This window comes from Pseudoalteromonas nanhaiensis, from assembly GCF_051235485.1.
Lineage (GTDB): Bacteria > Pseudomonadota > Gammaproteobacteria > Enterobacterales > Alteromonadaceae > Pseudoalteromonas > Pseudoalteromonas lipolytica_C.
This window is the reverse complement of sequence record NZ_JBPNYQ010000004.1, coordinates 157174-184030: the sequence shown is the minus strand read 5'-3', so window position 1 is coordinate 184030 and position 26857 is coordinate 157174. Positions and strand designations below refer to the sequence as shown.

The 26857-nt window shown below is 37.6% G+C and carries 22 protein-coding genes; 13 read left to right on the top strand and 9 right to left on the bottom strand.

Annotation, left to right across the window (positions count from 1 at the left end; all coding sequences use genetic code 11):
• Positions 1 to 215: 215 nt before the first annotated feature.
• The 3 genes from ACSFVZ_RS06100 to ACSFVZ_RS06090 form a co-directional block, all read right to left on the bottom strand.
• Positions 216 to 3359: a DEAD/DEAH box helicase gene (locus ACSFVZ_RS06100; RefSeq protein ID WP_435558367.1), complete on the bottom strand. Its 3144-nt coding sequence runs from the start codon at positions 3357 to 3359 to the stop codon at positions 216 to 218.
• 415 nt (positions 3360 to 3774) lie between these two features.
• Positions 3775 to 4737, bottom strand: a complete 963-nt coding sequence (locus tag ACSFVZ_RS06095; protein WP_199526148.1) for a transcriptional regulator — start codon at positions 4735 to 4737, stop codon at positions 3775 to 3777.
• Between the two features lie 14 nt (positions 4738 to 4751).
• Entirely contained in the window at positions 4752 to 5990 is a 1239-nt protein-coding gene (locus ACSFVZ_RS06090; protein ID WP_135926631.1) for an AAA family ATPase, read from the bottom strand.
• A 770-nt stretch (positions 5991 to 6760) separates the two neighbouring features.
• Here ACSFVZ_RS06090 and ACSFVZ_RS06085 point away from each other — a divergent pair.
• Positions 6761 to 7975: a hypothetical protein gene (locus ACSFVZ_RS06085; protein ID WP_063703764.1), complete on the top strand. Its 1215-nt coding sequence runs from the start codon at positions 6761 to 6763 to the stop codon at positions 7973 to 7975.
• Positions 7976 to 8033: 58 nt separating this feature from the next.
• On the opposite strand, the gene ACSFVZ_RS06080 is transcribed toward ACSFVZ_RS06085, so the two are convergent.
• Positions 8034 to 8909, bottom strand: coding sequence for a DNA replication terminus site-binding protein (locus ACSFVZ_RS06080; protein ID WP_138556532.1), 876 nt, complete (start codon positions 8907 to 8909; stop codon positions 8034 to 8036).
• Positions 8910 to 9345: 436 nt separating this feature from the next.
• On the opposite strand from ACSFVZ_RS06080, the gene ACSFVZ_RS06075 reads away from it, so the two are divergent.
• Entirely contained in the window at positions 9346 to 10695 is a 1350-nt protein-coding gene (locus ACSFVZ_RS06075) for a class II 3-deoxy-7-phosphoheptulonate synthase (protein ID WP_435558366.1), read from the top strand.
• A 64-nt stretch (positions 10696 to 10759) separates the two neighbouring features.
• On the opposite strand, the gene ppsR is transcribed toward ACSFVZ_RS06075, so the two are convergent.
• Positions 10760 to 11569, bottom strand: coding sequence for a posphoenolpyruvate synthetase regulatory kinase/phosphorylase PpsR (ppsR, locus tag ACSFVZ_RS06070; RefSeq protein ID WP_135926628.1), 810 nt, complete (start codon positions 11567 to 11569; stop codon positions 10760 to 10762).
• 152 nt (positions 11570 to 11721) lie between these two features.
• Here ppsR and ppsA point away from each other — a divergent pair, with 152 nt between their 5' ends.
• Positions 11722 to 14097: a phosphoenolpyruvate synthase gene (ppsA, locus tag ACSFVZ_RS06065; RefSeq protein ID WP_435558365.1), complete on the top strand. Its 2376-nt coding sequence runs from the start codon at positions 11722 to 11724 to the stop codon at positions 14095 to 14097.
• Between the two features lie 49 nt (positions 14098 to 14146).
• Here ppsA and ACSFVZ_RS06060 read toward each other — a convergent pair whose 3' ends face one another.
• A complete protein-coding gene (locus ACSFVZ_RS06060) occupies positions 14147 to 14317 on the bottom strand; it encodes a PGPGW domain-containing protein (RefSeq protein WP_435558364.1) in 171 nt (56 codons plus the stop codon).
• Between the two features lie 146 nt (positions 14318 to 14463).
• On the opposite strand from ACSFVZ_RS06060, the gene ydiJ reads away from it, so the two are divergent.
• The gene (gene ydiJ, locus ACSFVZ_RS06055) at positions 14464 to 17508 is read left to right on the top strand and encodes a D-2-hydroxyglutarate dehydrogenase YdiJ (protein ID WP_435558363.1); all 3045 of its coding nucleotides are present in this window, start codon (positions 14464 to 14466) and stop codon (positions 17506 to 17508) included.
• A gap of 54 nt (positions 17509 to 17562) precedes the next feature.
• Here ydiJ and ACSFVZ_RS06050 read toward each other — a convergent pair whose 3' ends face one another.
• Together ACSFVZ_RS06050 and ACSFVZ_RS06045 are read right to left on the bottom strand one after the other, a co-directional pair.
• A complete protein-coding gene (locus tag ACSFVZ_RS06050; RefSeq protein ID WP_435558362.1) occupies positions 17563 to 18750 on the bottom strand; it encodes a cation:proton antiporter in 1188 nt (395 codons plus the stop codon).
• Positions 18750 to 19961 carry a tyrosine-type recombinase/integrase gene (locus ACSFVZ_RS06045; protein ID WP_435558360.1) on the bottom strand — a complete coding sequence of 404 codons (1212 nt, stop codon included), beginning with the start codon at positions 19959 to 19961 and terminating at the stop codon, positions 18750 to 18752. Before ACSFVZ_RS06045 ends, ACSFVZ_RS06050 begins: the two co-directional genes overlap by 1 nt.
• Before the next feature lie 140 nt (positions 19962 to 20101).
• On the opposite strand from ACSFVZ_RS06045, the gene ACSFVZ_RS06040 reads away from it, so the two are divergent.
• Entirely contained in the window at positions 20102 to 20665 is a 564-nt protein-coding gene (locus ACSFVZ_RS06040; RefSeq protein ID WP_135926622.1) for a lipid-binding SYLF domain-containing protein, read from the top strand.
• A 92-nt stretch (positions 20666 to 20757) separates the two neighbouring features.
• On the opposite strand, the gene ACSFVZ_RS06035 is transcribed toward ACSFVZ_RS06040, so the two are convergent.
• Positions 20758 to 21108, bottom strand: coding sequence for a DUF3693 domain-containing protein (locus ACSFVZ_RS06035; RefSeq protein ID WP_435558359.1), 351 nt, complete (start codon positions 21106 to 21108; stop codon positions 20758 to 20760).
• 132 nt (positions 21109 to 21240) lie between these two features.
• Here ACSFVZ_RS06035 and ACSFVZ_RS06030 point away from each other — a divergent pair, with 132 nt between their 5' ends.
• From ACSFVZ_RS06030 to ACSFVZ_RS05995, 8 genes are all read left to right on the top strand, one after another.
• Positions 21241 to 21456, top strand: coding sequence for a hypothetical protein (locus ACSFVZ_RS06030; protein WP_235373181.1), 216 nt, complete (start codon positions 21241 to 21243; stop codon positions 21454 to 21456).
• Entirely contained in the window at positions 21440 to 22759 is a 1320-nt protein-coding gene (locus tag ACSFVZ_RS06025) for a replication initiation factor domain-containing protein (protein ID WP_435558358.1), read from the top strand. Before ACSFVZ_RS06030 ends, ACSFVZ_RS06025 begins: the two co-directional genes overlap by 17 nt.
• Positions 22760 to 22763: 4 nt before the next feature.
• Entirely contained in the window at positions 22764 to 23072 is a 309-nt protein-coding gene (locus ACSFVZ_RS06020) for a CTX-RstB family phage integration protein (protein WP_339980375.1), read from the top strand.
• 2 nt (positions 23073 to 23074) lie between these two features.
• A complete protein-coding gene (locus tag ACSFVZ_RS06015; RefSeq protein ID WP_281547095.1) occupies positions 23075 to 23278 on the top strand; it encodes a hypothetical protein in 204 nt (67 codons plus the stop codon).
• Between the two features lie 11 nt (positions 23279 to 23289).
• Positions 23290 to 23514 (top strand): major capsid protein, encoded by a 225-nt coding sequence (locus tag ACSFVZ_RS06010; RefSeq protein ID WP_435558357.1) that lies wholly within the window; start codon positions 23290 to 23292, stop codon positions 23512 to 23514.
• An 86-nt stretch (positions 23515 to 23600) separates the two neighbouring features.
• Positions 23601 to 25124, top strand: a complete 1524-nt coding sequence (locus tag ACSFVZ_RS06005; protein WP_435558356.1) for a hypothetical protein — start codon at positions 23601 to 23603, stop codon at positions 25122 to 25124.
• Positions 25124 to 25438 (top strand): DUF2523 family protein, encoded by a 315-nt coding sequence (locus tag ACSFVZ_RS06000; protein WP_435558355.1) that lies wholly within the window; start codon positions 25124 to 25126, stop codon positions 25436 to 25438. The genes ACSFVZ_RS06005 and ACSFVZ_RS06000 overlap by 1 nt, the downstream gene beginning before the upstream one ends.
• Positions 25435 to 26775: a zonular occludens toxin domain-containing protein gene (locus tag ACSFVZ_RS05995; protein WP_435558354.1), complete on the top strand. Its 1341-nt coding sequence runs from the start codon at positions 25435 to 25437 to the stop codon at positions 26773 to 26775. The genes ACSFVZ_RS06000 and ACSFVZ_RS05995 overlap by 4 nt, the downstream gene beginning before the upstream one ends.
• Positions 26776 to 26857 lie beyond the last annotated feature (82 nt).

Genomic DNA, 26857 nt, shown 5'->3' with positions numbered 1-26857 from the left:
TAACTTGAAGACACATCATCATAACGAATTAGTACTCGGCAGAGTAGGGGAGCAGGCATAAAAAAAGCCAGCTCAAGGTGAGCTGGCTCTAACATTACTAAAATTTAGTAACCAAATGGGAAATCAACATAATGCTTATGTAAACTGCAATTTAACAACAAGCATAATAATAGACGCCCCAAAATTTGATTAGTTCAAAAAAACTTTAAAAAAATTTAATTTTTTATCAGAGCAAGCATTTGCTCTTCATCAAACTGAGTAAAACTCATTGATTTTTCGGTAAATAATGCATCAACAAGGGCTTGCTTATGCTGCTGCATTTTAAATACTTTTTGTTCAATTGAGTTAGCCATAATTAATTTATAAACAAACACAGGGTTAGTTTGACCAATACGGTAGGCACGATCTGTCGCTTGTTTCTCAACAGCAGGGTTCCACCAAGGATCAAAATGAATCACAGTATCGGCTTGAGTTAGGTTTAGCCCTGTACCACCGGCTTTAAGACTAATTAAGAATACGGATGTATCACCTTGAGTAAACTCTTCGATAACACGGTCCCGGTGTCTTGTTTGCCCGGTAAGCATACTAAAACTGATGCCTAATTCATTTAATCGCTCAGCTATGACATCAAGTGCCATGGTGAATTGACTGAATATAATCACCTTACGACCTTCGCTAAGCATGATAGGCAAATGCTTAGATAACCATTCAAGTTTAGCGCTGCCAGCTTGAGAGCTTGGATCAATCAGTTTTGGATGGCAACAAATCTGGCGTAATTTTAATAACGCATCTAAAAACGCAAGTTTACTCTTTTGCACACCTTGCTGAGCAAATAAATCGACAAGCTTTTGCTCAAGAGATTCTGTAATTCCTGTATAGAGTTCTTTTTGTTTTGCCTCAAACTCAAATTCTTTAATTAGCTCAGTTTTTTCTGGTAGCTCTTGAGTAACCTGTGCTTTAGTGCGGCGTAAGATGAATGGCATGATCAAAGACTTCAATTCATCAGCACGCTGTACATCGTTATCACGCTCAATCGGCGTCTGGAAATAATCTTTGTAATGAGCTTGTGAGCCAAGTAAAGAAGGCATGGCAAAATCAAGTAAGGACTTAAGCTCAAAGAGGTTGTTTTCGATAGGTGTGCCACTTAAACATAACTTAAAGTCAGCATTAAGTCGTTTAACTAAGCGCGAAACCTGCGCAGCATCATTTTTAATGTATTGCGCTTCATCAAGAATAATATTTTCAAAATACAGCGGTGAATAAAAAGCGATATCACGTTTAAGTAAAGGGTAGGTCGTTAAAATACAATCTGCCTGTGATAACTGCTGCAATTGCTCGCTGCGAGCAGCACCAAACACGGTAGTAATTTTTAAGTTACTCGCAAACTTATTAATTTCACTTTGCCAGTTTCCAACCAAACTGGTAGGGCAAATAATTAAAGTTGGTCCTGCCTGAGGTAATTGCTTTGCGTTTGCCAAAAAGGCAATAACTTGAAGGGTTTTCCCTAGCCCCATGTCATCAGCTAAAATCCCACCTAGTTGGTGTCGTTTTAAAAAGTTGAGCCAATCAACACCGTGTTGCTGATATTCTCTTAACTGCACACCCTTGTTTAATCCTTGAATATCGGACTTTTTAATTAACTGTTGCGAATGACTTAATTCCGCTAAATAGGCATCAAGCGTATCATCAACAATATTCACTTTAATGGCTGTCTGCTCTATTAATTGTGGTAAAAATGACAGCGGCATTAAAATTTCATCACGTGTTTTTATGTGTTCAAAACGTTCACGGTATTCATTTAGTTGCGCTATGGCAGCTTTATTAATAACAGCGAAACGCTTGCCTACATTAAAATAGAAGAACTGCTCACTTTGCCTGTTAAGCGATTGAAAGTTTTTATCATCAGTAGTGAAAAGCTGCTGCGTCTTAACACCAGAGATCACTATTTTACTAACTATTTGGTGACCTTTGCCGCGTTGTACTTGAAGTGAAAGTTGCTTTAAAGCTTTACCTACATTTAGATCGTCGTTAATTTTCCAACCGCGTTTTGACAAGTTTGGAATAATTTCAAACTTTAACCAGTGTTCATGTATAACTGATTGTTTATTAAATATAAAATCAGTTTGTAAAGCCCCTTTACAAAGCTCAAAACCAAGGTTAATTAATTCATTTACAACGGTATTCTCGAATGATTGATTAATAATCTCTGCAGGAGCTTGGCTTAAATCATACAAAGAACGTTGGTAATTAAACTTAAGTGATAACCGAATAGTTCCTTCATCATTATTTAAGCTAATGACAGGAAAAACACTACGCGCATTACAAATTTTATTCTCTTTGTACGCATGAGGGATTACCCCTTCACCAAAATTATCACTGAGCTGCTGATAGACTCGATCAAAGTTTTCACTATGTATTGCAGGCATATTTGCTAGTAAGGCAATTTCATCAGCTGTTAAAGGTGTTCTGATGCGACCAACTTTTAGCTTGTCAGGGTCAAGGTAAGTAGGCGGTGTTGTTTTTAATAATAACCAATTATCTTGACCTGCGAGTGTCATGCTCAATGAGGTTAGATCTTTATTTTGTTTCCAATCAAACTCTAGAGCTTGCATGGTATCTGCTTTAATAGCTTGGCGAGAACGACCTAAGAATAGACGCTGTGTGGCAATAAGTTGTTGCAGGGCCGCAAACCCCCATTGACCTTTAAGCTCTAACTTACCAAGGGCATTTTGCGAGCGGATCCAACTATAAAGTCGAAAGTCAGACTCTAGTAAATCTGTTGGTGTAACAAAGCTATTTAATTGTTGTTCAGTAAGGTTGCGGCCAAGGGTATAGTTATGATCGGGATCGAAATTAGCTATTTTAGGCGTTAATGTTACAACCGATTTTTCAACATCTAAAACAAAAAGTAGAACTTGTTTGGCTGTATCATTCGATGCTTGCTTTAATGTTTTAAGCTCACTAAACCAATCATTAATAATATAATCTTCGCCATAGTTGCCTGAATGTTCAATTTTTAACTTGAGTAAAACTGCAGCGATGTGGCGGCATTTTGTTTTTGAACCACATGTACAGTGTGAATCGACCGAAAAACCAGTTGGTAATTTACTGATCTCGATATGCTGGGTAAATGTATTTCCTTCATTACCAAACATAGATGCATCTATAACACTAAAATCACTATTGTGTTCTAACCAGTTGATTTGACCGTTCTGATGATACTCTTTAGCTTTACTTAACACATGCGGCTTAAATAGCTGTTTGATGAATCGTTCAGAAAGAGGAAACTGGGTTTCTTGCTCTTGTTTGATTTCCTCAAAGATAGCTAATAAGTCATTTTTGGATAAGTTAGCAGACATAAAGTTTTTGGCAGTAAAAACAAAAAATAATTCTGCCAGTATATGATCTATCGGCGATGAGCTAAAGCACTAATAAGCCATTTTGGACTGGTTGGAGCTGATAAGTTGGTAAAAAAGTGTTTTATAAAACAGCAAATCGACTTAAAACACAAAAAGCTGATTTAACAAACAGCAATCGCACAAGTTATGAACAACTTATAAACAACGAAGGGGCTTTACAGATCACTTTTTTACTAAGATATGTAAGGAAAACCAAAAAAGAGCTGTAAAGGGGTTATAAGTTAGTAAAATAGTGATCTGAGAGGGTAGGATCTTATGATTATTGCCAAATGAGATCATTATTTTACTAACTAAACAGGAGAACAGATCACGCTTTTACTAACATAAAAAGCGTGATAGATCGTTATTTTACTAACTAATTAAAGCTATTTAATAGCTTTGTTAATTGCTCTAAGCGTTTGTCAGTCATAACTTTATTATCTATTTTCACAGATAGATCACCGCTTTTAATGTTGCGCTGTACAACAACAAATTCACTATCAAGTATTGCTTCACGGCGACTAGTCGACACTGGCTCTGCAGTTAAGCGTTTAGTGATAGCTAAAGCGCGTTTGTCATCACTGCTAATAGCCGCAAGCTCAGCATCAGAACTGATTTCGTCAACAAGCTGAGTAAACGCTTGCTCATCTCGCTCTTTAGCTGCTATGAGCTTTTTAGCGACCTCACGACCTACGTGATTTGCAGTAGGGTAAAGGCTTAAAACTGTTGCTGGAAGATTCTCATAAGCTTTGATTGCATCAGCAATTGCAGTGTGAGACACGCCTTCAATAGCAGCAATTTCACGATAAGAGCCTTTTTTACCTTCAGCAATAAGCTCATCACGGGTCTGTTGATATGCTTGACCAAGCTCCCATAAACTCGGGGCAATGTATTGATCTGAAGAAACGGCAAGAATTTTTGCATCTTGATCTGTAAAGTCTGCAGAGCTTAATACTAAGTAATCAGAATTACTTAAAATACAGGCTTTACGACGACGTGAGCCTGCTAATACAAGCATTTCGTCACCTTTATCCCAACATAGGGCAGGGTGCTGGTTACGACCGTCTTCAGCAATTGCAGGTAGAATATCGGCAACTGACTTTTCGTTTAGAAGTGATTGTACTCGGCGGTTTTTACCGTATACCTTTGTTTTAGCTTCAATTTCAGAGCTAGGGATCACTTTACATACCAACGTGATTTGACGGGTAGGATCACTAGGAGCAGGCATACTGATAACATCACCGGCAGATGCTTTTTCAAGCAATGCATCTAAACTGCTACTTTCAATAGAGGTTGAAAAAGGATCTAAGCTGGTATCATTTTTACGTTTTTTAGCCATCTTTATTATTAACCTTACTTAGCTGTATTTAGTGTTGATTGAGTTGATTGCCAGTTAGATCTGATCAACATTTCAAGTTCATCAACCACATCTTTGATATTTTCTTGAGCACGTAATAGTGACTCGCGACTTGCTAAGCTGTCAGAAGTCTTTTGATCAAAAATGGTATTAAATGATGATGAGCTGGCTGTTATAGCAGAACTATGATTTATAGGGTAACTCATTACTTGACGACCGAAGGCACTACGTACATCTTTTACGATATCACGCTGTGAGTGATTGCCTTTCACATAGTTAGTAACTAAGAACTGCATAAAATCCCATCCCTCGTGACCAAGGGCTGCAACTGTATGGTATATCTCACCTAATCGTTTTAAATATTTATTGTTGGCATCAAAGTCTACTGCTTCTGGATGAACAGGAATAAGCATTGATGTAGAAGCCATTAATGCATTATAAAACATAAAGTTAAGAGAAGGAGCGGTGTCAATTAGAATGATATCAAATTGATCTTTTACTGGCTCAATAACTTTCTCTAATAACTTGTGGTAATGACGTGTTTTATCGTAGCTTGAGCTGTCTTTTAGTAAAGTGGCTGTTTCATGCTCAAAATAAAAGTCATCCATACCTGAAGGTAAGATACGGATATTAGGAATATGAGTAGGTAGAAATGCACTTGTAACTAATTCATCCCACGTTTCATTATCTTCAAGTTCAATACAATCACGCATTAAGTCACCTACAGTGATTGGATCAGGTTCACTTGGTGGGAAAAAGCTTGAAGATGAACCTTGTGGGTCAAGGTCAATGATACCAATGCGATAACGTTTAATATTGGTGGTAGCCAGAGCTGCGGCTATATTAACCATACTAGTTGTTTTACCACATCCACCCTTTAGTGAATTAATAACAATAACTTGTAATTTATCATCTAGAGTTCGGTGATCTGGCTTGATATCCATGATATCTGCCATAGCAAAAATATTGACTAACGTATAAGCATAGTGACCATTTGCGCCACGTTTGATATTCAATTCATCAAAGTCACCATTGTCATGGCGTCTTTTAAGGGTGCGATTATTACAACCTAGTAGATCAGCAGCGGCTTTTTGAGTGTAAGTGCGAAGTTCTTTTTCTTCAGACTTAAGATGGGCACGGTAATGTTGAATACGTCCTTCTAGCGATTTTTCAGCAACTTCTGCTGTCGCTTTTAGTAACCTATAAGTGGCTAGCGCATTATTATTGATAGACATACTTTCTTCCTCAAAGTTATGCTTTAAGTATAATGTCCATTCAAATTGCTGTAAACAAGTATTTAAGACGACATACCTTTTATTAATAAGACATTTAATAAAAATTTGTAACTTTACTTATGCTAAGTATAAATAAGTAAGTTTAATATCGGTTAAATATATAGGTATATAAGGTTAAGATGCTAAAATAGTGTAATATCTAGCTGATTTGATTGAATATTTCATAAAATAGCAGATCATAATTTTACTTGGTTAAGATCAGATCTCTTATTACTCACAGATCAGCTTATTACTAAGTAAAAAATGGGCTTTTTAGTTATGCACAGCTTAATCACTAAATTACTCACAATTATGTCTGTGTAGATCAAAATTTTACTAACTAAATTAGAAAGTTATACACTGGTACCCAGGTAAATTTAAGCATTTAGTTAGTACGGATCTGATCTATAGTTGGTACAGATCAGATCTATGCTAACTTAAACTTGGTTTATCCACATGCGATTTAAAAAATAGAGATTTATGTCGTGTAAATAAGCCTTAAAAAGTAGATTCACCGGACATAAATTGAACTGAGTTAGTAAAATCGCCACCTATGAACTATAACTTAGTAAAAATCTGATCTGAAAATTAGCAATTACGAGAGAGTTAGTATAAATCTGATCCTAAGAAATTAATTGAGATCGGATCAAGTTTTTACTAACTTAAACATTTAACTTTTTAAGTTTTATGTGTTGTTATTAACTGTCGAAGAAAAATTGGAAATAAGAACAATGAGCCGAAAGGTCAACATCTCGGTAGATAACTTACCCGATACATTACGCGGGCAGATCCACGGGGTGGAAAGTGCAATAGATAATGAAAGTCTAGCACTATTTACAGACAACAAAGATGTGCGCGTTTCAATTGAAAATGCTGCTCATGGTTTGAGAGCTTACTCAAATACATTTAATCATTATGATTTATGGGGACGTTTTGTCCGTTCTGGTCATAAAAAGCTTCCGGTTGAAGAAGCACCAAAGAAAACAATAGTTACACGCAGAATCTCAGAAAAAGTAGACGGCATTCTTTATGATGGCGAAATAAAAATTACACCTGCGGTAGTAAGCACTCGTAAAGATGGTGAAGATGTTGAATATCTTGTTTGGCCATCTGACCGAGAAGAAAAAGTCGAGCGAGCTCTGATCCGTTTAGCTTCTAAAGGTAAAATTGTAAAAATTAATTTTAAATCGGGTATTCAATACGCGGTTGTATTTTCAATGAATGAATTGGCGCAAGAGCTGAAAGCTGTTGGCCAGTCGATGCCATATCCTCAAATTAAAGAATCTTTAGAAGCATTACAAGGTTCTAAACTTTCATTTAGATATTCAGCAACCGACACCCGCAATTCTGATATTGATGATTCATTTTACGAATCGAATATGAACTTTTTATCGTCACTGCACTTTAGTGGCAAGAAAGGTCAAGGTGGTAACGTAAAATGTGTTGCATGTTTAAATGCGTTCGTACATAACATGATCGATAATCTTGAATATAAAGGTTATTACTTTAATAGTGCACAAGAATTAAAGCGTGGTTTATCACGTTGGATGATGCTGCGTTTGTATCATTTATGGCGTTATGCTGCACCGGGTAAAACCTACCATTTTCGACTTTTATCAATTATGGAAAAGTACGGATCAATCTACTCGACAGATGAAATAACAGAAAACAAATTGAAAGCATTGCGTCGTGATATGACGACAACAATGAAAGATTTGATCGAGAAAGGTGCAATTTCAGAATATAACATTACCAACGTTAAAGATGATAAAACAGGTAATATTATTGATTACACTTACGAGATGCATCCGTCTGACCAATTTTGTGATGAGATTCTTACACTAAATAAGCATAATAAACGAATCGAAATACAAGGTGGCAAACGCATTGTTGAGAATGCAGTTTTAATTGATGAAGATAAAATTGAAGAAATAGTTGAAGACTAATTTCTTTAATACTACTAACTACAAACAAAAGGCCACATAAGTGGCCTTTTTAACATAATCAATCTGTTACTTGTTCTAAGTAAAGTCTATCTACTAAGAAATCATATTCTCTTTTACGAGGATGGCTTTGTGGTTTTTGATAATCAGATAACGTACCAAGTTTTACATCTGGTTCAGGGTTTATCAATATAAATGGTAAAGCAGCGCTAACATGATATCTGTTCTGAGCAGTGTATCTCACATTAACTTGTGGGCTTACCCTTGTTGGTCTACGAATTCGTAATTTCTCTTTATCACCTAAACTTGCAACACGACTTTGTTCTTGTGCAACAAGTGCTTGCCAAGAATGTTGATCGATCATTCTTGGATTTGAATAACTTGCAGACTTTTCTAACATAGCGAGTGCCATTTTTTTCGTTAGTGTTTTAGTTGCATGTTTGTGCATCCAAGTAAAACGAACAGAGTAGGGTGACTCTGTTTCATAGTGAATTTTACGATAGGCAGCTAAAGTAATTAAGTTTGGCACAGCATTATGAACAGCTTCAAAGCGTGCATCGTTATTATCGATAGCCAACACACAATTTTTAAAATCAGCTTTGGCTTTGTTTATTTGATTGATTCTGGCGGTAATATTTTGTTTATCAACATCTTTAAGCACTAATAAGCCAGGATGCCTTTTAAGTACTCGACTACTTAAGCCCGTCTTTTTATAAAAATCACCAAACGAATTAATGATTTGTTTTTGTGCATCAGCACCTTCAACTTTTATGACAGGTATTGCCGAAGGGACTTTTTTCTCATCGTTTATATCAATATCAGGTAATTGATAATATGACGCTTTATGAAAATCAAGCTGTTTTAATTCATCACAAAATAGGTGGGTTAACTCATTAACTAAATCAAACTGACTGCGAATTTCAAGTTTAGTACTCATAGGAACACATCTTACATATAGATTCCCTAAGTTTAACCTTATCACTTGACCTTTTAAATATTTATTTCACTCAGACGTTGACCTTACATTCTCTTTTAATAAAGTATGATGTGTTCCTTATTTGTAGTGCTTAGCATGTATTTTTATTATTTCAACTTAGTGATAAAAAAGTGTTTTTAACTAGCGTAAAGCTGAGGTTACACTAGTGCTATCTAATAGTAAGATGTGTTCTTATATATTCTGTAATAGAAGTTCGCTATACACAGCAGGTAACTTACTGTTCTATAATGTTTAAATCGTTATTTTTTAATTATTCATAGCTAAAGTATTTATCAAATAACTAAATAATTACAAATAGCTGAATATTGTCCTTGAACTTAGTACCTGCAATAAGTTAGTTTTCGTTAACGGTCTATGTTAGGAATGAGGAAAGAACATGCAATCGTGGAACCCAGACAGCTGGAGAAAACTGCCGATACTTCAGCAGCCAGAGTACCCAGATCAAGAAGCCCTAAAATCAGTTGAGGGGCAATTAAAAAGTGCACCACCTTTAGTTTTTGCTGAAGAGACGCGTAGCTTATATAAACAACTAGAAGCTGTATGTGAGGGCAGAGCCTTCTTATTACAAGGTGGTGATTGTGCGGAGTCATTCAGTGACTTTAACGCAGCGAATATCCGCGACACTTTTAAAACACTTTTACAAATGGCCGTCGTTTTAACTTATGGTGGTAAATGCCCTGTTGTTAAAATTGCACGTATGGCTGGTCAGTATGCTAAGCCACGCTCATCAGATTACGAAACGATTGACGGTGTTTCATTGCCTTCATACCGTGGTGATATCATCAATAACTTTGAATTTACAGAGCAAGCGCGTATTCCAGATCCACAGCGCTTAATGACGGCGTACCATCACAGTGCAGCAACGTTAAATTTATTACGTGCATTTGCCCAAGGTGGATTAGCTGATTTACATCAAGTAAACCGTTGGAACATGGGTTTTGTTGCTGCAAATCCACTTAAAGAGAAATACCAACAGTTAGCAGACAGAATTCAAGATGCCCTTGAATTTATGGAAGTGTGCGGTATCGACTCAACAGTTGCACCAAGCTTAAAAGAAACAGACTTATTTACATCACACGAAGCATTATTATTAGGCTACGAAGAAGCATTAACACGTCGTGACCATCTATCAGGTGACTGGTACGATTGTTCTGCACACTTTGTTTGGATTGGTGAGCGTACACGTCAGTTAGATCACGCACATATCGAGTTCTTTAAAGGTATTAAAAACCCAATCGGTGTGAAAGTTGGCCCTGGTATGGACCCAGACGAGCTAATTAAACTTATAGATGCCATTAACCCAGATAACATTCCTGGGCGCTTAACATTAATTACCAGAATGGGTGCTGATGTACTTCCAGAGAAACTGCCGGCACTGGTACGCAAAGTACAACAAGAAGGCCGTAAAGTAATTTGGAGCTCTGATCCAATGCATGGTAATACAGAAAAAGCGAGCTCAGGCTACAAAACAAGAAGCTTTAATAATATCCTTCGTGAAATTAGCCAGTTCTTCGCAGTTCATAAAGCTGAGGGTTCATACCCAGGCGGTGTTCACCTTGAAATGACTGGCCAACACGTAACTGAATGTACCGGTGGTGCGTATGGTTTATCTGATGAAGACTTAGCACAACGTTATCGCACACAGTGCGACCCGCGTTTAAATGCTGACCAAGTATTAGAACTTGGTTTCTTAGTCGCAGATTTATTAAAAGACGCACGTAAGTAACTTATAAGTTATACAAAAAAGGCTGCTATTTGCAGCCTTTTTTAATGTCCGATACTAAAGAAAGTTAGTACTTACGTCTTTCAAGACCTGTATCAGATATAATCTTTGCAGATATTTCTTCAACCGAATGATGTGTTGAATTTAAATATTGAATCTTTTGTTTTTTATAAAGCATTTCTACTTCACGAACTTCAATTCGACACTGTTTTAAAGACGCATATTTAGAGTTCGCCATACGACGTTGGCGAATATCAGCAAGGCGAACAGGATCAATTGTTAAACCAAATAGCTTATGTTTGTAGGCCTTTAAACATTCAGGAAGGGTGCCACGCTCTAAATCATCTTCTGTAAGTGGATAGTTGGCTGCTTTTATGCCGTACTGCAAAGCTAGATATAAACTAGTCGGTGTTTTACCACTTCGGCTAACGCCGACAAGAATAATGTCTGCCTCAGAATAATTTTTTATATTAGCGCCATCATCATTGGTCAACGCATAGTTCACCGCATCAATTCTAAAGTCATAGCTTTTCTCATGCATTGAATGTGTTCTATGTACTTTTGGTACAGGGGCAACATTGAGTTCTTGAGCGATTTTATCACTGTATTGCGATAAAAAGTCATAACATACCGCACATGACGATTTTATAATTTCACTTAATTCATGGTTCACAAAAGTGAAAAATACCAAAGGTTGCTCACCATCTCGTTGAGCTGTTGAGTTAATTAAGTTCCTAACTTCGTTTGCTTTTTTTTCTGTTTCAACAAAAGGAATTGTTTTGTGATTAAACTCCACAGGAAACATAGATAAGGTCGCATGACCAAAGACTTCGGAGGTGATAGCTGTTCCATCAGAGATATAAAATGCAGTTCTCATATTTAACCTTTTTATTACCTTTATCTGCAAAATAGGGGCTTCACGGTTTACGTGAGGTCTGTTGCCAGTGTAGAATGACTACGACCTTTTTAGAAGGTTTTCTTTCTTAACTCTCACAGTTAGTACTACAATTTGTTTATGGAGAAAGATCCGTGCAAGAATACGTTCTCTGGTATCAAGAGCTTGGTATGCAAGATGTTCCACGTGTTGGCGGTAAAAACGCTTCACTGGGTGAAATGATCTCAAACCTAGCTAACGCTGGTGTTCAAGTGCCAGGTGGTTTCGCTACAACCGCTGATGCATTCAATGAGTTTCTAGAGCAATCTGGTTTAAACTCAAAAATCCACGATATTTTAGACACATTGGATGTGGATGATGTAAATACACTCGCTAAAGTCGGTGCCGAAATCCGCCAATGGATTATCGACACACCATTCCAACCTAACCTAGACCAAGCCATTCGCGACGCATACAGCCAATTACATGGCGACGCATCTCAAGATGTATCATTTGCAGTTCGCTCATCTGCAACAGCAGAAGACATGCCAGACGCTTCATTTGCAGGACAACAAGAAACGTTTTTAAACGTACGTGGTATTGATTCAGTTATGACTGCAATCAAACACGTGTTTGCCTCACTATTTAATGACCGCGCTATTTCTTACCGTGTTCACCAAGGTTATGATCACCGTGGTGTTGCATTATCAGCTGGTATCCAACGCATGGTTCGTTCAGATAAAGCAGCTTCAGGTGTTATGTTCAGTATTGATACTGAATCTGGCTTTGAAGATGTAGTATTTGTAACGTCAAGCTATGGTCTTGGGGAAATGGTTGTACAGGGTGCTGTAAACCCAGATGAATTCTATGTTCACAAACCAACACTTGCTAACGGTAAACCTGCTGTAGTTCGCCGTAACATTGGTTCTAAAGCAATCCAAATGATTTACTCTGCAGATGAATCACACGGTAAGCAAGTTGAAATTGTTGATGTAGATTCTGCACTATCAAACAAATTCTCAATCACAGATGCTGAAGTTCAAGAACTTGCAAAGCAAGCTGTGATCATTGAAAAACACTACGGTCGTCCAATGGACATCGAGTGGGCAAAAGATGGTAACGACGGTAAGCTTTATATTGTTCAAGCACGTCCAGAAACTGTTCGTTCAAATGAAGACGCAAACGTAATGGAACGTTTCCAACTAAACGGCACAGGTGCTGTTGTAGTTGAAGGCCGTGCTATTGGTCACAAAATTGGTTCAGGTACTGTTCGTGTACTTAATTCAATTGACGAAATGGACAAAGTACAACAAGGTGACATCCTAGTTACTGACATGACTGACCCAGATTGGGAGCCAATCATGAAACGTGCCGCTGCGATTGTAACAAACCGTGGTGGCCGTACTTGTCACGCTGCAATCATTGCTCGTGAACTTGGTATTCCTGCAGTTGTTGGTTGTGGTAATGCAACTGATTTAATTAAAGCAGGTCAGGATGTAACAGTATCGTGTGCCGAAGGTGACACAGGTTATATCTACGAAGGTATTTTAGATTACGAAGTACTTACTTCACGTGTTGATGAAATGCCAGAATTACCAATGAAAATTATGATGAACGTGGGTAACCCAGATCGTGCATTCGACTTCGCGCGTTTACCACATGCTGGCGTTGGTCTTGCTCGTGTAGAATTCGTAATCAACCGTATGATCGGTGTTCACCCTAAAGCACTTCTTAACTTTGATGCTCAATCTGATGAGCTTAAAGCTGAAATTTCAGAAATGATGGCAGGTTATGAATCGCCAGTTGAATTCTATATTTCTAAACTTGTGGAAGGTATTGCAACACTAGGTTGTGCATTTGCACCTGAGCGTGTAATCGTTCGTATGTCTGACTTTAAGTCTAACGAATATGCAAACCTTGTTGGCGGCCAGCAATATGAGCCGGAAGAAGAAAACCCAATGATTGGTTTCCGTGGTGCAGCGCGTTATATCTCTGAAGATTTCCGTGACTGTTTCGCGTTAGAGTGTGAAGCAATTAAACGTGTTCGCAACGAAATGGGAATGACTAACATCGAAATCATGATCCCATTTGTACGTACACTTGAAGAAGGTAAACGCGTTATTGAATTACTTGAAGAGCACGGCCTTAAACGTGGCGAAAATGGTCTTAAAGTAATCATGATGTGTGAATTACCATCAAACGCTTTACTAGCAGATGAGTTCTTAGAGTATTTCGATGGTTTCTCTATCGGTTCAAACGACTTAACTCAGTTAACATTAGGTCTTGACCGTGATTCAGGTTTAATTGCACATCTATTTGATGAGCGTAACCCTGCAATCAAGAAACTATTATCAATGGCTATTAAAACAGCTAAAGCAAAAGGCAAATACGTAGGTATTTGTGGTCAGGGTCCTTCAGATCATGAAGACTTTGCAGCTTGGTTAGTTGAGCAGGGCATTGATTCTGTTTCTCTAAACCCAGATACAGTATTAGAAACTTGGTTATATCTTGCTAAAAAATTAGCCGACTAAGTACTTTATTTAGCTAAAATAAAGAACCTAATATAAAAAATGCCAGCAATTAGCTGGCATTTTTGTTTCTTCGAAGGACAACACGCGCTTTAGGGTAATAAAATGATAAACAAAAAAGCCCGGCAATAAAAAAAATAAGCGAAGGTCCAGGTACAACAATAAAAACTAAGCCCAGTAGTAAACTTAGTAAACCCAAACTGATTAATGCAATTTTCTTCATATCCATATCTCTTTGATGCTTTTATAAACAGTATAAAAGTAATGCTTTCAAAATCGATAAAAAGAGTGTTACAAACTGTAAAATCTTCAATTTAACTTAGCTACTAGCATGATATAATTTGCAAAATGTCTTAATTTGTCACCGTCATGATAGCAACAATAAGTCAACAACAAGTCGCATCTGAATTAGTCGCTAATTATTTAGAAACGATTAAAAAGCAAGGTTTTAACGGCGATACTGATGCAAGTTTTTCAACGCGTTTGAGCTTATCGACCGATAACAGCGTGTATCAACAAGTACCGCAGGGTGTTATCTTTCCAAAGTCAGCGAAAGATATACAGCTGGCTATGCAAATTGCCTCTCGTGATCCTTTTTTATCACTGACTTTTGGCCCGCGTGGCGGTGGTACAGGTACCAATGGTCAATCACTAACTCCTGGCATTGTTGTTGATTTATCACGATACATGCGTGAAATATTAGAAATCAATGTCGAAGAAAACTGGGTTAGAGTACAAACAGGTGTAATAAAAGATCAACTAAACGACTTTTTACGGCCTTATGGTTTTTTCTTTGCGCCCGATTTATCTACTAGTAACCGCGCAACAATTGGCGGAATGATAAATACAGATGCTTCAGGACAAGGCTCTTTGGTTTATGGCAAGACCAGTGATCATGTTTTAGGTCTTACAACTTATCTTGTTGATGGCACTGAAATGTCAACAACCCCAATGCCTATAGAAAAAGCTAAAGTAATTGCTGAACAAAACACCACGGTAGGTAAATTATATAAAACAGTTATCGATATTGGCCTTGATAATCGAGACACTATTTTAGAAAAGTTTCCACGCTTAAATCGCTTTTTAACCGGTTATGATTTAGAACATATTTTTTCTGATGATTTACAGACCTTTGATATGAGCCGATTAATTACTGGTTCTGAAGGTTCGTTAGGTATAGTTACCGAAGCAAAATTAAACATTACGCCAATTGCTGAATTTAAGACATTAATCAACATTAAATACGATAGCTTTGATTCTGCTCTTCGTCATTCGCCATTCTTAGTCGCAGCAAATGCGACTTCTGTAGAAACAGTCGATAGCAAAGTACTGAATCTTGCTCGAGAAGATATTATTTGGCATTCAGTATCGGACTTAATAACCGATGTTGAAAACAAAGATATGCAAGGCCTCAACATGGTTGAGTTCAATGCGGTTTCACCAGAAGATATTAAAGATAAAGTTGAGTCCCTATGTAAGCTACTTGATAAATGTGTCGAAGAGCAAACTAATGGGGTGATCGGTTATCAGTTAACCAATGATAAAGCTGATATTTTAAAAATTTATGCAATGCGTAAGAAATCAGTTGGACTTTTAGGCAATGTAAAAGGCAGTCAAAAACCGTTAGCTTTTGCCGAAGATACCGCTGTACCACCTGAAAACTTAGCCGATTTTATTGTAGAGTTTCGCGAACTACTTGATAGCCATAATTTGCAATATGGTATGTTTGGTCATGTTGATGCTGGCGTACTACACGTACGACCGGCACTTGATATGTGTGATCCTGAACAAGAAAAATTGCTTCGCCATATTTCAGATGAAGTCGTTAAACTGACTGCCAAATATGGCGGCTTAATGTGGGGCGAGCACGGTAAAGGATATCGTAGTGAGTATGGCCCTGAATTTTTCGGCGAGCATTTATTTACACAACTAAGAAAAATCAAAGCGGCATTTGATCCAAATAACAGAGTAAACCCAGGAAAAATATGTACGCCAATTGAAAGTAAAGACTCACTAGTTTCTGTTGACGATCAAAAGCGTGCCTGGTTCGACAAAGAAATTTCTATCGATGTTAAAACAGAATTTAATAACGCTATGACCTGTAACGGTAATGGCCTGTGTTTTAATTACGATGAAAAATCACCAATGTGTCCATCTTATAAAGTAACAGGTGACCGCCGTTATTCGCCAAAAGGTCGCGCAAGTTTAATGCGCGAATGGTTACGACTGCAAGAGTCTGAAAATATTGATTTACTCAATGTTGAAAAAGAATTGATGAATGGTGAAGTAATCACTTGGTGGGAGCGCTATCAACATAGTCGCGATAAGAAAAAAGGCGTTTATGATTTCTCTCACGAAGTAAAAGAATCAATGGACGAATGCTTAGCTTGTAAAGCATGTACTACTGCATGTCCTATCAAAGTTGATGTTCCTACATTCCGTTCACGCTTTTTAAATTTCTACCATAGTTATTATGCACGTCCTGCAAAAGATTACCTTGTTGCGGGTATCGAACAAACAGCACCGGTTATGGCAAAGTTTGCAAAAGTTATTAATCCGATAGTAAATAGCAAACTTGTATCTGGACTAATTAAAAATACCATCGGTTATGTTGATACGCCAAGTTTAAGCGTACCGCAACTTTCAAAACGTATTTCAAAAGATCAGCAATTCAATTTTGAATTACTAAATTCGCTCTCAAAAGAACAACAAGCCGAATATGTACTGATAGTACAAGATCCATTTACTAGTTTTTACGAAGCAGAATTAGTCGAAAGCTTTATTCAAGTAATTAAAGCGTTAGGCAAAAAACCGATGCTATTACCCTTTAAGCCAAATGGTAAAGCACAGCATGTTAAAGGTTTTCTAAATGAATTTAAAACGACAGCAAAAAATGCAGCAGAGTTTTTAAATTCACTCAGTGAAATTAATGCGCCACTTGTCGGACTCGATGCGTCTTTAGTTATGTGTTACCGAGATGAGTATGTATCAATTTTAAAAGAAGACCGTGGTGATTTTAAAGTTGAGCTTGCACATGAATGGCTTCAAACACAAAACTTCAATCAGCTTTCACTTACCACTAAGTCGAATTCTACTTTTAAATTATTAAGTCATTGTACTGAAACAACAGCAATGCCAAATGCGTCTAAAGTTTGGCAAACAATTTTTGCTGATTTAAATTTACATCTAGACACAACGAGTACGGGTTGTTGTGGTATGGCAGGAACCTATGGCCACGAAAAACAAAACCAAGAAAATTCACGTGCACTTTATGAAATGAGTTGGCAACCAATTATTTATAATAATGAGCCTGAAACTATTTTAGCAACAGGTTTCTCATGTCGTAGCCAAGTGAAGCGTTATGAAAAATTCAAACCAAAGCATCCACTGCAATTAATTGCAGAGCTACTTTAAAAAAATAGATTTTAATTTAAAGTAAAAAATTTAAAGGCGCTTAATGCGCCTTTATTATTGGTAACTTTTTGCGATGGGCTTGGTGCTCATACCATGAATGAACACGCTAAATAAAATTGTTGTTAAAGTTACTGTAGCAATTTGCTCTTTGTTCGCAATTGCAGTGTCCATCACCATTAAAGTGAATACGATAGATGCTAATCCTCGCGGACCAAACCAAGCAAACGTGAGCTTGTCTTTTAAATTTAAATTAGTAAACATCAGCGAAACTAATACCGGCACAATTCTAAAAACTGTCACACTTAATAATGCATAAAATACAATTGGCCAAGTAATATCATTCACAATTAAGTGACCACAAACAAAACCGAATAAACACCATATAAGTAATGCTACAAATTCAGCAATATGTTCAGAATCTTTAACTAATGTTGAACGAATTTTTTTAGGTGCTAAGTAATCAAATAAAAGCCCCGCTACAAATACGGCTATAAACCCACTGCCATGCAGGTTTTGTGTCAAAGAAAAAATGGCCATGACCAAGCCAATTAATAAAAATGGGCTGCTATTATTTGCAAAATAATGACGTGCTAATGCTACTTTTAATAATGGAATAAATATGGCCATTGACACGCCGGCAATAACAAGCGCCACGCCTAACTCTCGTGTAAAAACAAATAGAGTATCAAGCGTTGTTACAGCACTTTCTGGATTTTGAGCTAACAAAAGAAGAACTAAAAATATTGGAACACAAAGCCCGTCGTTTAAACCGCTTTCTGTATTTATTCCTTCTCGAACTTTTTCAGGTACAGAAGTACATTCTAAAATGCCTTTACTAAGCGCCGCATCAGTGGGCGTTAAAATAATAGCGATCAAGGCAGATTGAAAAAGTGACAACTCAGAAAAGAAAAATAATCCGCCAGCAACACCCAACATTAGTGTCATTGGTAAAGCAACAAACAGTAATAGGCTAGGGTATTGAAAACTATGTTTCAATACAGGCAGTTTTGATTTTGCAGCATCGGTAAATAAAAAAATACTTAGGGTTAATTCAACCAAAGGTAAAATGTCACTGAGTCCAGCTTCGCCTAACTTAAATTCGCTCGGCAAAAAATAAGTCATTGCGATACCAACAAAAACAAAAAACATTGGACCAGTAATTTCAGTTCGCTCTAGCTGACGAATTGTCAGAGAATAAAATAACAGGGCTAAACCAACAATCGCTAGTATTGTATATTCCATTAAACTTTCCTTTTTATTCCAGACTTTGCGCGTTCTTTTATATTTGTTTGAATATAAATTTGGTCTGTTGTGGCAATTTTGGCATGGCCTAAATCTTCAGATAAATGTTTAAGCGGCCTTGTTTGTGCATCGTGTGTTGCACCGGTATGTCGTAACCAATGTGCCGTCGCCGCTTCAAGTTGCTCAGCATCATCTTTAAAGCCATCGTCTAATAAAGATTGTTTTGCTAAATCAAAACTTTGTTGAACTAAACGTCGAATTTGCCTAACAGTCATACCACCTTTACCACGAATTTTATGAACTAATGGCTCCGATTCATCAACTCGGGGCAGGGCAGGTAAACCACGGTAAAGCCTATAACGTTTTAAATAAGTGATAAAATCTTCACTTAAAGTTACATCACGTAATTTATTACCTTTACCCATAATTCTTAAAAACCAAAAGCCATCATTGTCTTGCCAAAAATGCGACATAACCGGCGACCACTGTGGTCTTTCTGATAACTCAGAAATTCGTAAATACAATCCTTTTAAGCAAGCGAGTGTGAATAAATTTCTTTCTAAATTAGGTTGTTGTTCACATAAATCCCGGGTAACACCAAATACATACTCCCATTGAATATCACTGAGCGTATCTGGAATTTTAATCTGTGATTGCACAACTAGGTAAGGGCTGTTCTTTTTTACTACCGGTACAAAATTAGCAAAGGTTTTTTCTTCTAAAATCGCAAACTTATAAAATACATTAAGTGCAGTAAACATTGCAGCGAGTGTTTGTTGGCTCGCAATATTTTCTTTATTTATGAAGGGGCGCCAATTTGAATTTAATCGCCTAATACCTTGTTCATCTTTATAACGCCATTGCACCGAATCTGATAACCAAGCAGAGTCGGGATCAACCATGAAATCTACATAAGCTTCGATATCATCTCGTTTCAGATCAAATACTGATTTTTCAGCAACTAACCATGACCATAAACAAAAACGTTCAAGCTCATTTCGAAAGCGATTAAACGTTGCTTCAGATTTCCTGCCATAAACGTATAAGAATTGATAAACGAAACTTAAGTCATTTTTTGATTCAGCAACAGTCAATCCAACCTGATGTATAAATGTATCAAGTTCAGGATATTCTGTTGCGAGAGTATCATCTTCAAGATGGGCAATTTGGTAGCGAAGTTGTTTGAGTGTATCAACGAGAGCAACGAGCATAATATATAAATATCTTGTAAAATAACTAGTTATAAGATTACCATAAAGTCCGATACTGTCTAGTATTGGACTTAACATATCTGAAAATTAGTCTATTATATAGGTATCATTTTGCCATACGAGTATTCAAGGAATTAAGTATGAAAAAGTTATTAATCATTACCTCTGTTATTTTAACAACGCTTTTAACGGGTTGTGCCACAACAGGTAGTGCATCACCACAAGAAAAACGTGCATTAGTTCAAAGCATGAGAACTAATACACTTAACAAATTATATGCAGAAAAACCTGATGTTAAACAACAAATTGCAAATTCTGCAGGTTATGCTGTTTTTGATAACGCAAATGTAAATGTTGTTTTAGCGAGTTTCGGTGGCGGCTATGGTGTTGTAAAAAATAACCTAACAGGCCAATCAACTTACATGAATATGGGTGAAGCTGGTTTAGGTCTTGGTTTAGGAGTAAAAGACTTTAATGTAGTAATGGTCTTTCATAACCAGTCTGCATTAAATCGCTTCATTGAACATGGCTGGACCTTTGGTGGTAACGCTGATGCAGCCGCAAAATATGAAGATAAAGGTGGAGCATTAGTTGCGGAAGCCATTGCTGATCAAGTTACTGTCTATTCATTAACCGAAAATGGCCTTGCTTTGCAAGCTGTACTAAAAGGCACAAAATTTTGGGTAGATTCTGAACTGAATTAACTAAGTAAAGACCCTTCTAAAAGTGGGCTAGTTAGTAACCTAACGTCCACTTTTTATTATTTTATCCAATTTAACATAACGTAATTTATGGGCTATCTACGATACCGCAAATGCGGGGTCACTACCTGACCAGTTAGACTAGCAGCTGCAAGGATTCCCGCAATACACGCAGCGCTAATCTTTTTTACAATATCAGACCAAATTTTACCTTCTTCCTTCGATTTTGATTTTTCGATAGCAAGTTTTAATAAAGCTTCTTTTTGATCCATACCAACAGCGTTCGCCATTGCGATACACTGGTTCGCAGTTAAATGACGATTACCTTTTTTAATTTGAGACATGTTACCTGAGTTAAATTCAGTGAAATCTGAAATAACTTGTTTGTCCTGAGAGTAACCTTTAACTTCTTTATACTTTTCAATTAGTTCGTAACTAAAATTCATAGCGTTCTCCTCACTTACTTAATTATAACTGTCATTCTTGATAAATAAAAAGTTGACACCTGTCAAACCTGAATGTTAGATTCGCGAAAACATTCAAGATTGACAGTTTGACATATTAACAAGGATTACAGTTTGAAATTCTATCTCCAATACATAGCTGGCATTGAAGAATACGCGTTAGGTTTCAATAAAATTGAACACCCGCTTATGTATTCGTCACGCGCTGAAGCTATGGCTTTTTGCATAGACTATGCAAGTGGAGAACCTTTCGAAATCATCGATGTTGATGATTCAAACTGGCAAGAACTGTTCGACTCTGGAGCATTTGACTATGAACCAGACTTCTAAACAGTTAACCAAAATCGACTATTTAACCGTTGTTTTTTGCCCTGACGAAATTGCCCGTCTTCGCTTTGACGCCAAAATTGCGTTTGGTAAAGGTGACTTTGGCTCCTACAAAGAAGCTTATAACGCAATGCTTTGTGCTGAATTATTCGACCAACAAGCTACTGATGATTTAGACGTAGAAGTTAACGAATCGGTTGTTTATGACTCTGATTATTACTACGACCAGCTGTTTGAAAACAATCCTCGTTATCGTAATTACGGCTCTGTTGATGCTATTCCAAGTGAAGAACGGGCGCATTTTTTCAAGAACGTTGTACGTAAAACCAAACGTTATAAAACACTTAATTCATTGATTGAAGGTGATATTACTAAGTTTATGCACCTTCTAAATACTGAAGTTGCAACCGCTGCCGACCGCTTAACATCCGATGATTTAAGCTGGTCTTATCGCCACAATTCAGGCGGCATGTTCACCTATGAAAAGTCAGCCACCCTTTACCGCCATGATGTAAATTCGGGCGTTGTTGCTTGGGGTGCGAACAATGGCGGCGTGATGATTTCATTTTCTGGTGCAGGGTGTGCTGGTCTGGATATTCCAAAACTTCACGCCATGCTAAAGAAAATGCCGAATGTAAAAATCACCCGTTTGGACATTGCTTATGATGACTATGACGGCGAAAAGTCTGTTCTAAATTACTTCCAAAATTTAGAAGAAGGTGGCTTTTGTAAAACCAACCAAGCGCCCTCTTTCTCATGGATTCAAACTGGCGAACTGCAAAAATTATCTAATGAGCAACAAGCGCTTTGGAAGAAAAAACACGGCTGGCAAAAGCGGTATGACTGCGTAGCCAATGGCGGAAACACCCTGTATGTAGGAAGTCGCAAAAATGGAAAAATGGCGCGTATCTATGAAAAAGGCAAGCAAATGCAAAGTCAGTCTCAACCTAATTGGGTGCGTGCTGAGCTTGAGCTTAGGTCTATTGACCGTGTTATCTCCTTGGATGCACTTCTCAATACCGATGCCGTTTTTGCTGCTGCATACCCTGCTTTTGAGTTTGTTAGCGCTAAACGTCTTGAGATTAAAACCACCACTCGCAAACCAAAACACAACGGAATCTTAGTTGCTGAAAGACTAGAACGCTATTGCGCACAGTCTTACGGCAAGTACCTCAATTTCTTACGTCACGTTAAAGAACTGACTGATAACGAAATCATTAATCAATTAACTAAAGGCCTTAATCCGTGGGATATCCCCGACTCTATTAATCAGGCCTGTATATCACCACCTAATCAAATGGAGTGAACCCATGAAAGTAACATTATTATCTGCCGCAAATGGTAAAGGTATTTCTCAAAAAACTGGCGCACCTAAGCACTATGCGTTTTCGTCTATCAGTTACTTAGTACCTGAAAAGGACTTTATCCAAGGTGACCACCAAATCCAGAAATGCGGCTTTGAACCAAAGTCATTAAACATTCTTGATGAACAGTCTTTGTATCAAAAGTTTAAAAACATCCTAGACCAACACGGTATTTGTCAGGTTGATCTAACACTTCAACCAGACCCTGAAAACATGTCTCGTAATGTTGTATCTGATGTGAAATTTGCAGGCTAATCATGGGTGAAAACAAATACATTGCTATTTGTCCCGTTGCGCCTGTAGAGAAACAGTGTCCGGTGGAATTGGAAGTTGTGGAAACCCCCCTTCCCGTTCCGCTTGATTGGGACACCTTCAAAACTGAAGTTGCTCCGTCAATCATCGTCGTTCTTCTTACTGCTTATGGTTGGAAGAAATTAAACAAAATGGTTTGGAATAGATAAGGAACTTAACCATGAAAAACATCTTAAAAAGTAAATTAACAAAAGCTGGATTAGTGGCAACCTCTGTATTGGCCGCTGGTGCTGCTCATGCTGAAGCTGCTGCTGAAGTAACTGCTGCAACAACACAGTTTCAAACATTCTTTACTGATAACGCAAACTTAATCGGTGGTGTATTTCTAACTGCTGGTTTTGTGGCTATCGGCTGGAAATGGTTGAAAGGCACAATCTTTAGCTAATGTTCATCACATTAGACACAGTGCTAATTGTCTCAGGACTTTTAGCACTTTATATCCTTTTCGATGATTAAAACTAAGGCGCAATGATGCGAATACTAATATTTATATTGGCGCTAATGAGCGCCTTTTTTGTCTCTGCTGAAGAACCAGATTTAACAGATTTAAAAGAACCATCTTATAAATCACGCTATTTGTTGCAATGTGGTTATGGCGGTTCAGGCGAACACCCTACAGTTTGGTCTGATGTAAATTCTGGCACTGCCTGTCAGAGTATTTGGAATCAAAATATAAATTCAACTATACAAACTCATATTTCTTCGGGTTTCTATAAATCTGCTGGTGATATTACATGGACTTCTGACACGCATTATCAATATGAGTATGTTAGATGTAAATATGGTGATTGCGCCACCTATGGAGATGGCGATTCAGGCACTCAAAACGGATCATTTATTTTCATAGTAAAGGATGAAGAAAAAGCGTATCAATGTCCGCCTGATGGTTTTGGTGAATACACTATTCAAGTTCCAAAAGAGAACGCAACCCAAGAACCTACTTTCTCATGTGCTAAGCCATCAACCCTAAAAGATTGTCCTGCTGGTTATCATTCTAAAGGTGCATCTCAACAATTAGGTTCTACTGAATGTGTACCAAAAGAATGCCCTCCAGCTGGTAGTAGTGAAAGTTTATTCTCTTCACCAACAATTGGTGGTGCGCCTTTCGATGGTGGTGGTCTTTATTGCAATGATGGTTGTGCTTATAACGTTAACGCATCACAAATCTCATTAGGTAAATATGCAATTGGTGTCAGTCAAGGTGTGGCCTGTGGTGATAAACCTTATGACAATAAAAAATTAGCAGATGATGCCGATGCAGATAAATGCACTACTTCTACAGATGGAACTGTAAACGTCTTACAATGTCCTGACCACCATCAACCAGACCCTGAAGATGATCCTTTAGATAATTCAGATTCTAAAGTAGATGCTTCAAAAACACCTGATAAATCAAAAGAAACATGTGCCGAAGGTGATACCAGTTGTAACCTTAAAAATGTAGAAACTGAAATCGAAAACAGTATTAATAGCCTGATAGATAACGACAATGAATTACATAATAAAAAGATAGATGCTGACACTAAAAACGCGAAAGCATTTTTAAATGTGATGGAAAGTATCGATACGGCCATTCTCCTACAAACCAGCCAAGATGAACGTTTACATGCTGTAACGGTTGGTAAATTCAATGAGTTAATTGATGCTGTTAATGGTATTGAAACTGGCGGTGGCGGCGGTGGTGGTAATGGCACTGGTAACGGCAATATAGGCGGCCAAGATTGTGAAGGGTCTATCGAAGAATGTGCAGGTATTGGCTCTGGTGACGGTGTCGAAATTCCGCAAGAAACTAGAAACCTTGAACAATACGCACAGAAGTATAACAACTGGCTACCTAATGCAGAGTTACCACCTGAAAAATGTATCACGCTAACAAATGGTAAGTCACTGTGTTTTAGTTTTGAATATTTCATTGTTTTCTTCCAAGCCATCTCTGGGTTAATCGTCCTTAGCTCTTTAATTCATAGCGCTTCAATCATTGTGAGGTCTGTATAATGCCGTTTCTAATTCAAGCTTTTTTTACCGCACTTGCAACCCTACTCCCTAGCCTTGTTTCCAAGGTGCTTGTTGGTCTTGGCTTTGGATATGTTACTTACGAGCTAGGTTCATTTGGCATCGATTACATATTTAATTTGATTGTCGCTAATGCAGCCACTTTACCTGTTGAGGTAATTGCTGTTTTTAACTATGCAAAATTAGATCAAGCTATCGGCTTTATGCTTGGCGCTTATGCAGCTGCACTAACAATCCGTGGTTTAACATCGGGCGGCTCAGTAACGAAGATGAAATTGGGAGCACCTAACTCATGATTTATTTAAGAACAGGTGTGCCAGGCGCAGGCAAAACATTAAATACGCTGAAAGAAATTTGCCAAGACCCTTCTGTTACGCAAAAAGAAAAATTCTATAACAACATTAAGTGTTTTCTGCTTGATTTAGATTTCTTAAATAGTTTTGCAGGATGGTTCTATGGTTCGTTCTATCCAACCGTCCAACAAACTAAAAAAGGATCGCGTTATTCTAAGATTATTAAAAAAGCCCATGAGCAAGATAGATTGGTCGAGCTAACGGACGTTCCTTGGTTAGCGCCGTCTTATAAACAATATGATGAACAGGCCGCGATTTCTCTTTTCGTTAATTGGTGTCGTCGTTGTTATCCAAAACAAAATCTATCAGGATTAAACACCTATATAGCAGAAGCTGAACAACCAACCATTGAATCAATTAAACTGCTTAACTACCACTGGACGAAAGTAGACGACCCGACACAATGGTTCGATTTACCCAATGGCTCGATTAGTGTGTTTGATGAATGTCAGGATTACTTTTCACCAATGGCTAATAGTGCTAAGCGCCCTATTCATTACACCAAGTTTCAAACGCATAGACATTCAGGTGTTGATATTCACCTGATTACTCAGCACTACACATTTTTAGATAACGTTATCCAGAAGTGTACTAACTCCCATATTCATTACTTTAGGCCAATGGGCGGCTCTGCGATTACGCGTTTTCAAAGAGATAAACAATTTAATACTGATTACAAAGGCGACTTAGATAAATGTGCATCTAAGCTAATGCGCCGTGATGCTAACTTTTACGGTGTCTATTGGTCTGCTGATGAACACACTGCAAAGTTTAAACTACCGCCGAAGGCGGGTTTATTTCTACTAGCCATACCATTATTTATTTATGTCTTTTATAGCTTACTCGGTAGTTTAGGACTTACCGACTCTGACGAACCTGACACGGCCAGTACACCAGAAGCAAAAACAGTCGAAGTAAAACAACAACCAATAGTAAAACCCAAATTAGATTTAACGTATAAACCACAGAAGTTTGAACACCCATTAAATGATATGTGTGATGACTATGAATATGGTGGATATGTTCTAAAGAAAAAGCACGGTGTAGTCACTGTTGAGCATTACATTAACTGCGTTACTGGCAAGAACGTTGAAAGACAAAACACGACCATTTTGGGTGACGATGAAAATCAAACCGAGAAATCAGAAGTTATCAACGAGCCTGAAGTAATAACACTTAGCTCGAATTACTTAGAAAAAATCGGTTACTCAATCTACCTAACAGAAGATTTACCTATCTTAAAATTTTCTGACAAAAATATTTTCCTAAGACAGTTTTAACTAAGCAACACAAAGGCAGAAAGGCGAGCTTCGAGCCTCTGCCTTGTGTGCTTAAAACTTAGATCTACTACTTGTCACTGGT

Coding starts and splice junctions, on each gene's coding strand:
- ACSFVZ_RS06040 (WP_135926622.1), top strand. CDS start 20,102: ATGAAAAAGTTATTAATCATTACCTCTGTTATTTTAACAACGCTTTTA.
- ydiJ (WP_435558363.1), top strand. CDS start 14,464: ATGATAGCAACAATAAGTCAACAACAAGTCGCATCTGAATTAGTCGCT.
- ACSFVZ_RS06075 (WP_435558366.1), top strand. CDS start 9,346: ATGCAATCGTGGAACCCAGACAGCTGGAGAAAACTGCCGATACTTCAG.
- ACSFVZ_RS06005 (WP_435558356.1), top strand. CDS start 23,601: ATGCGAATACTAATATTTATATTGGCGCTAATGAGCGCCTTTTTTGTC.
- ACSFVZ_RS06020 (WP_339980375.1), top strand. CDS start 22,764: ATGAAAGTAACATTATTATCTGCCGCAAATGGTAAAGGTATTTCTCAA.
- ppsR (WP_135926628.1), bottom strand. CDS start 11,569: ATGAGAACTGCATTTTATATCTCTGATGGAACAGCTATCACCTCCGAA.
- ACSFVZ_RS06100 (WP_435558367.1), bottom strand. CDS start 3,359: ATGTCTGCTAACTTATCCAAAAATGACTTATTAGCTATCTTTGAGGAA.
- ACSFVZ_RS06000 (WP_435558355.1), top strand. CDS start 25,124: ATGCCGTTTCTAATTCAAGCTTTTTTTACCGCACTTGCAACCCTACTC.
- ACSFVZ_RS06045 (WP_435558360.1), bottom strand. CDS start 19,961: ATGCTCGTTGCTCTCGTTGATACACTCAAACAACTTCGCTACCAAATT.
- ACSFVZ_RS05995 (WP_435558354.1), top strand. CDS start 25,435: ATGATTTATTTAAGAACAGGTGTGCCAGGCGCAGGCAAAACATTAAAT.
- ACSFVZ_RS06095 (WP_199526148.1), bottom strand. CDS start 4,737: ATGGCTAAAAAACGTAAAAATGATACCAGCTTAGATCCTTTTTCAACC.
- ACSFVZ_RS06090 (WP_135926631.1), bottom strand. CDS start 5,990: ATGTCTATCAATAATAATGCGCTAGCCACTTATAGGTTACTAAAAGCG.
- ACSFVZ_RS06010 (WP_435558357.1), top strand. CDS start 23,290: ATGAAAAACATCTTAAAAAGTAAATTAACAAAAGCTGGATTAGTGGCA.
- ACSFVZ_RS06085 (WP_063703764.1), top strand. CDS start 6,761: ATGAGCCGAAAGGTCAACATCTCGGTAGATAACTTACCCGATACATTA.
- ACSFVZ_RS06035 (WP_435558359.1), bottom strand. CDS start 21,108: ATGAATTTTAGTTACGAACTAATTGAAAAGTATAAAGAAGTTAAAGGT.
- ACSFVZ_RS06025 (WP_435558358.1), top strand. CDS start 21,440: ATGAACCAGACTTCTAAACAGTTAACCAAAATCGACTATTTAACCGTT.
- ACSFVZ_RS06015 (WP_281547095.1), top strand. CDS start 23,075: ATGGGTGAAAACAAATACATTGCTATTTGTCCCGTTGCGCCTGTAGAG.
- ACSFVZ_RS06080 (WP_138556532.1), bottom strand. CDS start 8,909: ATGAGTACTAAACTTGAAATTCGCAGTCAGTTTGATTTAGTTAATGAG.
- ACSFVZ_RS06060 (WP_435558364.1), bottom strand. CDS start 14,317: ATGAAGAAAATTGCATTAATCAGTTTGGGTTTACTAAGTTTACTACTG.
- ACSFVZ_RS06050 (WP_435558362.1), bottom strand. CDS start 18,750: ATGGAATATACAATACTAGCGATTGTTGGTTTAGCCCTGTTATTTTAT.